Origin of the sequence: Dietzia cinnamea NBRC 102147, from assembly GCF_001571065.1 — a bacterium.
Classification (GTDB): domain Bacteria; phylum Actinomycetota; class Actinomycetes; order Mycobacteriales; family Mycobacteriaceae; genus Dietzia; species Dietzia cinnamea.
Genome location: NZ_BCSW01000015.1, coordinates 63,089 through 70,421, shown reverse-complemented (window position 1 = coordinate 70,421; position 7,333 = coordinate 63,089). Strand labels below are relative to the sequence as shown.

General features: G+C 71.0%; 8 protein-coding genes. 7 read left to right on the top strand and 1 reads right to left on the bottom strand.

Translation table 11 applies throughout. From position 1 onward, the window contains the following. Positions 1 to 322 (bottom strand): DsbA family protein (locus tag DCI01S_RS17730; RefSeq protein ID WP_218001314.1); only part of this gene is annotated, 322 nt, incomplete at its 3' end. A 35-nt stretch (positions 323 to 357) separates the two neighbouring features. On the opposite strand from DCI01S_RS17730, the gene thrS reads away from it, so the two are divergent. The 7 genes from thrS to pdxS all read left to right on the top strand — a co-directional run bounded on the left by thrS (position 358) and on the right by pdxS (position 7,331). Then, positions 358 to 2,442: a threonine--tRNA ligase gene (thrS, locus tag DCI01S_RS07790; RefSeq protein ID WP_043566477.1), complete on the top strand. Its 2,085-nt coding sequence runs from the start codon at positions 358 to 360 to the stop codon at positions 2,440 to 2,442. Continuing rightward, the gene (locus tag DCI01S_RS07785; RefSeq protein WP_007627695.1) at positions 2,439 to 3,041 is read left to right on the top strand and encodes an ATP adenylyltransferase; all 603 of its coding nucleotides are present in this window, start codon (positions 2,439 to 2,441) and stop codon (positions 3,039 to 3,041) included. The genes thrS and DCI01S_RS07785 overlap by 4 nt, the downstream gene beginning before the upstream one ends. A 12-nt stretch (positions 3,042 to 3,053) precedes the next feature. Further along, positions 3,054 to 3,713 (top strand): phosphatidylinositol phosphate synthase, encoded by a 660-nt coding sequence (pgsA, locus tag DCI01S_RS07780; RefSeq protein ID WP_050797115.1) that lies wholly within the window; start codon positions 3,054 to 3,056, stop codon positions 3,711 to 3,713. Further along, complete coding sequence (locus tag DCI01S_RS07775; RefSeq protein WP_007627698.1) at positions 3,710 to 4,618, top strand: phosphatidylinositol mannoside acyltransferase; 909 nt, start codon at positions 3,710 to 3,712, stop codon at positions 4,616 to 4,618. Before pgsA ends, DCI01S_RS07775 begins: the two co-directional genes overlap by 4 nt. A 7-nt stretch (positions 4,619 to 4,625) precedes the next feature. Continuing rightward, positions 4,626 to 5,741, top strand: a complete 1,116-nt coding sequence (locus DCI01S_RS07770; protein WP_061228690.1) for a glycosyltransferase family 4 protein — start codon at positions 4,626 to 4,628, stop codon at positions 5,739 to 5,741. Continuing rightward, complete coding sequence (locus tag DCI01S_RS07765; protein WP_061228689.1) at positions 5,731 to 6,330, top strand: LemA family protein; 600 nt, start codon at positions 5,731 to 5,733, stop codon at positions 6,328 to 6,330. The genes DCI01S_RS07770 and DCI01S_RS07765 overlap by 11 nt, the downstream gene beginning before the upstream one ends. A gap of 95 nt (positions 6,331 to 6,425) precedes the next feature. Beyond that, positions 6,426 to 7,331, top strand: a complete 906-nt coding sequence (pdxS, locus tag DCI01S_RS07760) for a pyridoxal 5'-phosphate synthase lyase subunit PdxS (RefSeq protein ID WP_061228688.1) — start codon at positions 6,426 to 6,428, stop codon at positions 7,329 to 7,331. Positions 7,332 to 7,333 lie beyond the last annotated feature (2 nt).

Here is a 7,333-nt window from a genome sequence, read left to right as displayed (position 1 = left end):
CTAGCATCTCGACGCTGGTCTCGCCCGGCTCGTCGCCCGTGACGCGGGGTGCCGACGGATCCAGTTCGTAGGCGCGCCACGCGACCTCCACCTCGGTGTCGGGATGCTCGACCCGGAAGGAGTCCAACGCCGCCTCCAGGTGCCGTTTGCCGATCCAGCAGAACGGACAGATGACGTCGGACCAGATGTCGATGCGCATACCCGGGTGCAACGCCCCGGCGAGGTCCGGGATTCCGAGGAGGCCCGGGTAGCATGGACCGGCCCGGTCCCACGTTCGGACCGCGGTGTCAGCCCGGGCGGCCCGTCGCCGCCCGACGTCCACTGCCGAGGAGATCGTCCCCCGTGTCCGAGAACCGCATGCCTCAAGCCGATGTCGACGCGACGGGTGCGGCCACCGTGACCACCGTCATCCCGGCCGGTGAGCCGGCGGGCAAGATCCTCGCCGAGCGCGAGCTCCAGTCGCGCAGCGGGCCGGAGACCATCGTCGTGGTGCGCGACCCGGAGGGCACCCTTCGGGATCTGTCGTGGGCGCCGGAGGCGGACACCGAGGTCGAGCTCGTCCGCGCCGACACCGAGGACGGCCGGTCGGTGATCCGACACTCGTGTGCGCACGTGCTCGCCCAGGCCGTGCAGGACAAGTTCCCCGAGGCCAAGCTCGGCATCGGGCCGCCGATCGAGAACGGCTTCTACTACGACTTCGACGTCGCCGAGCCCTTCACCCCCGAGGACCTCAAGGACCTCGAGAAGCGGATGAAGAAGATCATCAAGGCCGGTCAGCGCTTCTCGCGCCGCGAGTACGCCTCGCTCGACGAGGCCCGGGCCGAGCTGGCCGGCGAGCCGTACAAGCTCGAGCTCATCGAGGACAAGGGTCGAGCGGACGCCGGCGACGAGAGCGGCGCCGAGGCGCTCGAGGACTCCGAGATCATGGAGGTGGGCGCGGGCGCACTCACCGCGTACGACAACCTCAACCCCCGGACCGGTGAGGTCATCTGGTCCGACCTGTGCCGCGGGCCCCACACCCCGACCACCAAGTTCATCCCCGCGTTCACGCTCACCCGCTCATCGGCCGCCTACTGGCGGGGCGACCAGAGCAACGCCGGCCTCCAGCGCATCTACGGCACCGCGTGGGAGAGCACCGAGGCCATGGACGCCTACCTCGACCGACTGGCCGAGGCGGAGAAGCGCGACCACCGGCGGCTCGGCACCGAGCTCGACCTGTTCAGCTTCCCCGACGAGATCGGTTCCGGTTTCCCGGTGTTCCACCCGCGCGGCGGAATCATCCGCAACGAGATGGAGCAGCACTCCCTCAGGCGCCACCTGGCCGCCGGCTATTCGCTGGTCAACACCCCACACGTGACCAAGGGGGATCTGTTCCGCAAGTCGCAGCACCTGAGCTGGTACTCGGAGGGTATGTTCCCCCCGATGGTGCTCGACGCCGAACACGACGCGGACGGCAACGAGACCAAGCCGGGGCAGGACTACTACGTCAAGCCCATGAACTGCCCGATGCACAACCTCGTCTTCGACTCCCGCGGTCGCTCGTACCGTGAGCTGCCACTGCGGATGTTCGAGTTCGGCACCGTCTACCGGTACGAGAAGTCGGGCGTGATCCACGGGCTCACCCGCGCCCGCGGCTTCACCCAGGACGATGCGCACATCTACTGCACCGAGGAGCAGATGGAGGGCGAGATCGCCTCCGTGCTCTCGTTCATCATCTCCCTCCTGCGTGACTACGGTCTCGACGACTTCTATCTGGAACTGTCCACCAAGGACCCGGAGAAGTACGTCGGCGGCGACGAACTGTGGGAGCGGGCCACCGAGACCCTGCGCCGCGTGGCGACGAATTCCGGGCTCGAACTCGTGCCGGACCCGGGCGGGGCCGCCTTCTACGGTCCCAAGATCTCCGTGCAGGCACGTGACGCGATCGGCCGCACCTGGCAGATGTCGACCGTGCAGCTCGACTTCAACCTGCCCGAGCTGTTCGATCTGACCTACAACGCCGCCGACGGGACCAAGAAGCGCCCCGTCATGATCCACCGCGCGCTCTTCGGCTCGATCGAGCGGTTCTTCGCCGTGCTCCTCGAGCACTACGCAGGCCTGTTCCCCGCGTGGCTCGCGCCCGTGCAGGTGGTGGGCATCCCCGTCGCGGAGGCGCACGAGAAGCACCTCGAGGACGTGATCGACGAACTGCGCGGCAGGGGCATCCGAGCCGAGCTCGACACGTCCGACGAGCGGATGCAGAAGAAGATCCGCAACCACACCACCGGCAAGGTCCCGTTCATGCTGCTGGCCGGCGACCGCGACGTGGAGGCCGGCGCCGTGAGCTTCCGGTTCCCCGACGGCACCCAGCTCAACGGTGTCTCGCGCAACGCCGCCATGGACAAGATCGCCTACTGGATCAACTCGCGCCGCAACGACGTGCCCACCGCGGAGCGCGTGTGACGTCCGGGGACTCGGTGCCGACCGAGGAATACCGCCAGTTCGGCGTGGGCGAGGACCGTCTCCAGCTGCTGTGGGCGCCCTACCGGATGTCCTACATCGCGGAGACCCGCCCGGAACCCGCCGAGGGGATGACGGGGGAGCCGTTCCTCGACATCCCCCGGATGAGCGACGAGGACGGGCTGGTGGTCGCCCGGGGCGACCATGTCTACGTCGTACTCAACCTCTTCCCGTACAACCCGGGTCACGCCATGGTGGTGCCGTACCGCAAGGTGGCGAACCTGGAGGACCTGGACGACGACGAGTCCCGTGAGCTGATGTCCTATACGCAGCACCTGATCCGGGTCGTCAAGGCGGTCTCGGCACCCGATTCGTTCAACGTCGGGCTTAACCTCGGCGGCGCGGCCGGCGGGTCGCTGTCCGACCATCTGCACCAACACGTCGTCCCACGCTGGATCGGGGACGCCAACTTCATTACGGTGACCAGCGGCACCAAGGTACTGCCGCAGCTCCTCCGTCAGACACGGCAGCTGCTCGCCGAGGCGTGGTCCACCACGGGGTCCCCGGCTACCGTGCCCGGGTCGACCACACCTTCTAGGTAAGCGGGGGGACGAATGCTCAGCGAGTACGGAAGGTCGGGGGTCACCCGGGTGACGCACCCGTTCGCGACGCTCCTCGTCCGGGCGGGCGTCACGGCCAACGGCATCACCCTGACGGGGCTCGTGCTGACCAGCGCCGCGGCCGTCGCCCTGTTCGGCAACGGACTGCTCGTCGCGGGCGCGATCGTCATCGCGTTGTGCACCCTGCTCGACCTGGTCGACGGCGCCGTCGCGCGTGCCGGCGGCGGCGGATCGCCCTACGGCGCCCTGGTCGACGCGGTGTCCGACCGGGTCGCGGACGGCGTGATCCTGTCCTCCCTGCTGTGGTGGCTCGTCCACGCCGAGCCCGACAACCGCTACGCCCTCGTCATGCTCCTGGCCTGCCTGGTGCTGTCACAGGTGGTGTCCTACTCCAAGGCCCGCGCGGACGCCGGCGGCCTGCGTACCCCCGGCGGGCTCATGGAGCGCGCGGACCGGCTGGTGCTCATCCTGCTCGGCGCCGGGCTCGAGGGACTGGGTGTCCCGTGGGCCCTCGAGGTCGGGCTCACCGCCGTCGCGGTGGGCAGCCTCGTCACGGTCGTCCAGCGGGTGTGGGGCGGGCGCACCGACTACCTCCGGCGCGTGGCCCACGAGGACGTCGCCACCGCACCGGCCACGGGGCCGGGAGACCGATGAGCGACGTGCCCGAGCGCCTGTCCGACCTGGGCTACGCGGCCGGGTGGGCCGTGGTCCGGGCCCTCCCCGAAGGCCTGGCGCGGGCGCTCTTCCGCACGGGCGCCGACATCGCCGCCCGTCGGCAGGGCCCCGATTCCCAGCTGCGCAGGAATCTCGCCCGGGTCCTCGGCGTCGCCCCGGCGGAGGTCCCCGACGAGCTCATCCGCGACTCCTTCCGGTCCTACGCCCGGTACTGGCGGGAGGCGTTCCGCCTGCCGTCCATGGACCGCGAGGCCGTCGCCCGCGAGATGGACCGCACCATCGACGGGATCGAGCACCTGGACGCGGCTCTCGCGCAGGGGCGTGGCGTCGTGGTGGCGCTACCCCACTCGGCCAACTGGGACCTCGGTGGCACCTGGCTCGCGCGGCGGTACGGCGGGTTCGCCACGGTCGCGGAACGCCTCAAGCCGGAGTCGCTCTACCAGCGCTTCCTGGACTATCGCGAGAGTCTGGGGTTCACCATCTACCCACATACGGGCGGACCCACCCCACCGCTCGACGCGCTGCGGGACTACCTCGCCGGAGGCGGCATCGTCGCTCTGCCGGGGGAGCGGGACCTGCGCCGGACCGGTGTGCCCGTGACGTTCTTCGGCGAGACCACCCGCATGCCCGCCGGGGCCGCCAGGCTCGCGGTGGAGACCGGCGCACCGTTCCTCGTGGCCCAGTTCTGGTACGACGGCCCCGACACGATGCGCGTGCGGGTCACCCCGCCGATAGACGTCTCCGGGGGAGTCGAGCCCGCCGTCCAGGCGATGGCCGATCTGTTCGCCGAGGGCATCGCCCGCCACCCCGCGGACTGGCACATGCTGCAGCCCCTGTGGCTCGACGACCTGTCGGCCGAGCGGCGAGAGCGGATCGAGGGCTGATCCGGCCGTGCGTATCGGCATGATCTGCCCCTACTCCTTCGACGCCCCCGGCGGAGTACAGGCCCACGTCGTGGACCTCACGGAGGAGCTCCGCCGTCGCGGGCACACCGTCCGCGTCCTCGCGCCGGGCAGCCCCGGCAGTGCCCCGGTCTCCGGTATGACGCTGACCGGGCCGGGCGTCCCGATCCCGTACAACGGGTCCGTCGCCCGGCTCAGCTTCGGGCCCGCGACCTGGCGAGCGACCCGGCACTGGCTCCGCGAACAGCCCCTCGACGTGCTGCACATCCACGAACCCAACGCCCCCGGGGTCGGCATGTTCGCTCTCGCGATGTGTTCGGGCCCCATCACGGCGACCTTCCACACCTCCACCACCGGGTCGATGATCCTCGACGCCGCGGACGGCGTCCTGGCGCCGCTGCTCGAGAAGATCCGTGGCCGCATCGCCGTGTCGAGCCTGGCCCGCCGCTGGCAGATGGAGGCCCTGGGCTCCGACGCCGTGGAGATCCCCAACGGTGTCGACGTGGGCGCCTTCAGCGACGTCGACACCTCAGGGGAGCCGACCGACGCCCCGACCGTGACGTTCCTCGGCCGTTACGACGAGCCCCGGAAGGGGATGGGGGTCCTCGCCGCCGCGCTGCCGGCCGTCCTGCGCGAGGTGCCGGACCTGCGCCTGCGGATCATGGGCGACGGCGACGAGCACGCCCTGCGGGCACGGCTGCCCGCCGGTCTGGACGTGGAGTTCCTCGGCCGCGTCGACGACGCCCGCAAGGCCGCCGTCCTGGCCGCCGCCGACGTCTACTGCGCCCCCAACACCGGCGGCGAGAGCTTCGGCATCGTCCTCGTGGAGGCCATGGCCGCCGGCACCGCGGTCGTCGCCTCGGACCTCGACGCGTTCCGCCGGGTCCTGCGCGACGGGGAGTGCGGAGAACTCGCGGCGGTCGGGGACGCCGACGCCCTCGCCGGCGCCCTCAAGGCTGTCCTGACCGACCCCGCCCGCCGGGCCGAGCTGTGCACCAGTGGCAGCGAGGCCGTCCGGGAGTACGACTGGCCCGTCGTGGCGGACCGGGTGATCCGCGTGTACGAGACGATCCGCGCGCCGGGGGAGACGCTCCGTGTCCGTTGAGCTGATCGTCCTCGTCGTCGTCGTCGTTCTCGTCGCGGCCCTGGCCGCTGCCCTGCTCGGCGCCTACCTCACCGCCCACCGGCTGGACCGGCTGCACATCCGCACCGACCTCGCCCGCGCCGCGCTGGCCGGCGCCCTGGAGCGGCGCCACGCGGTCGCCGCCGCGGTCGCGCGTGACCTCGCCGACCGCGACCCACCGGGGGCCTACCGCCTGTTCCACGCGCTGGCCCGCGCCCGAGCGCATCCCCCGGACGCCGTCGCCGGGCCCGACCCGGCGCCCCAGCCGCCGCCGCGCCGGAGGACCGACCGGGCCGACGACGACGAGCCCGGCGAGAACGCAGAACTGGCCGAGAACACGCTCGGCATGATGCTGGCCGCGCTCGACGTGGAGGCACTGCCCGTCGACCTCGCCAGCGAACTCGAGGACGCCACCGACCGCGTCTCCATGGCCCGCCGCTTCTACAACGACGCCGTGCGGGACACCCGAGGTCTGCGCGAGCAGACCGCCGTCCGCGCCCTCCGACTGGCCGGCCGGGCCCCCATGCCCGACTACGTCGAGCTCGTCGACGCCCCGCCCCCGCGCGCCTGACCCACCCGGGCGGGACGGCGGTTGGGGAACGGAGGTGAGGGCGACCTACACTGGTAGGCCTGAACACGTCGTCTGAGCCAGGAAAGGCCAATTTCGTGAGCGAGCCGCAGTCGAGCGAGAACACCACCGGAACAGCCCGCGTCAAGCGGGGCATGGCCGAGATGCTCAAGGGCGGCGTCATCATGGACGTCGTCACCGCCGAGCAGGCGAAGATCGCCGAGGACGCCGGTGCCGTGGCCGTCATGGCCCTCGAGCGTGTTCCCGCCGACATCCGCGCCCAGGGCGGCGTCGCTCGCATGAGCGACCCCGACCTGATCGACGGCATCATCGAGGCCGTCTCGATCCCGGTGATGGCCAAGGCCCGCATCGGCCACTTCGTCGAGGCCCAGATCCTGCAGGCACTCGGCGTGGACTACGTCGACGAGTCCGAGGTCCTCACCCCGGCCGACTACACCAACCACATCGACAAGTTCGCCTTCACCGTGCCGTTCGTCTGTGGCGCGACCAACCTCGGCGAGGCGCTGCGCCGCATCACCGAGGGCGCGGCCATGATCCGCTCCAAGGGTGAGGCCGGCACCGGCGACGTCTCCAACGCCACCACCCACATGCGGTCGATCCGCCAGCAGATCCGCAAGCTCCAGAGCCTGCCGGAGGACGAGCTGTACGTGGCGGCCAAGGAGCTGCAGGCCCCGTACGAACTCGTCAAGGAGGTCGCGGAGAAGGGCAAGCTCCCCGTGGTGCTGTTCACCGCCGGCGGCATCGCCACCCCCGCCGACGCCGCGATGATGATGCAGCTCGGCGCCGAGGGCGTCTTCGTCGGTTCCGGCATCTTCAAGTCCGGCAACCCGTCCGAGCGGGCCAAGGCGATCGTCAAGGCCACCACCTTCCACGACGACCCGGAGATGCTCGCGAACATCTCCCGCGGCCTCGGCGAGGCCATGGTCGGCATCAACGTCGACGACATCTCGGAGCCCCACCGGCTCGCCGAGCGGGGCTGGTGACC

Coding starts and splice junctions, on each gene's coding strand:
- pgsA (WP_050797115.1), top strand. CDS start 3,054: ATGCTCAGCGAGTACGGAAGGTCGGGGGTCACCCGGGTGACGCACCCG.
- DCI01S_RS07775 (WP_007627698.1), top strand. CDS start 3,710: ATGAGCGACGTGCCCGAGCGCCTGTCCGACCTGGGCTACGCGGCCGGG.
- thrS (WP_043566477.1), top strand. CDS start 358: ATGCCTCAAGCCGATGTCGACGCGACGGGTGCGGCCACCGTGACCACC.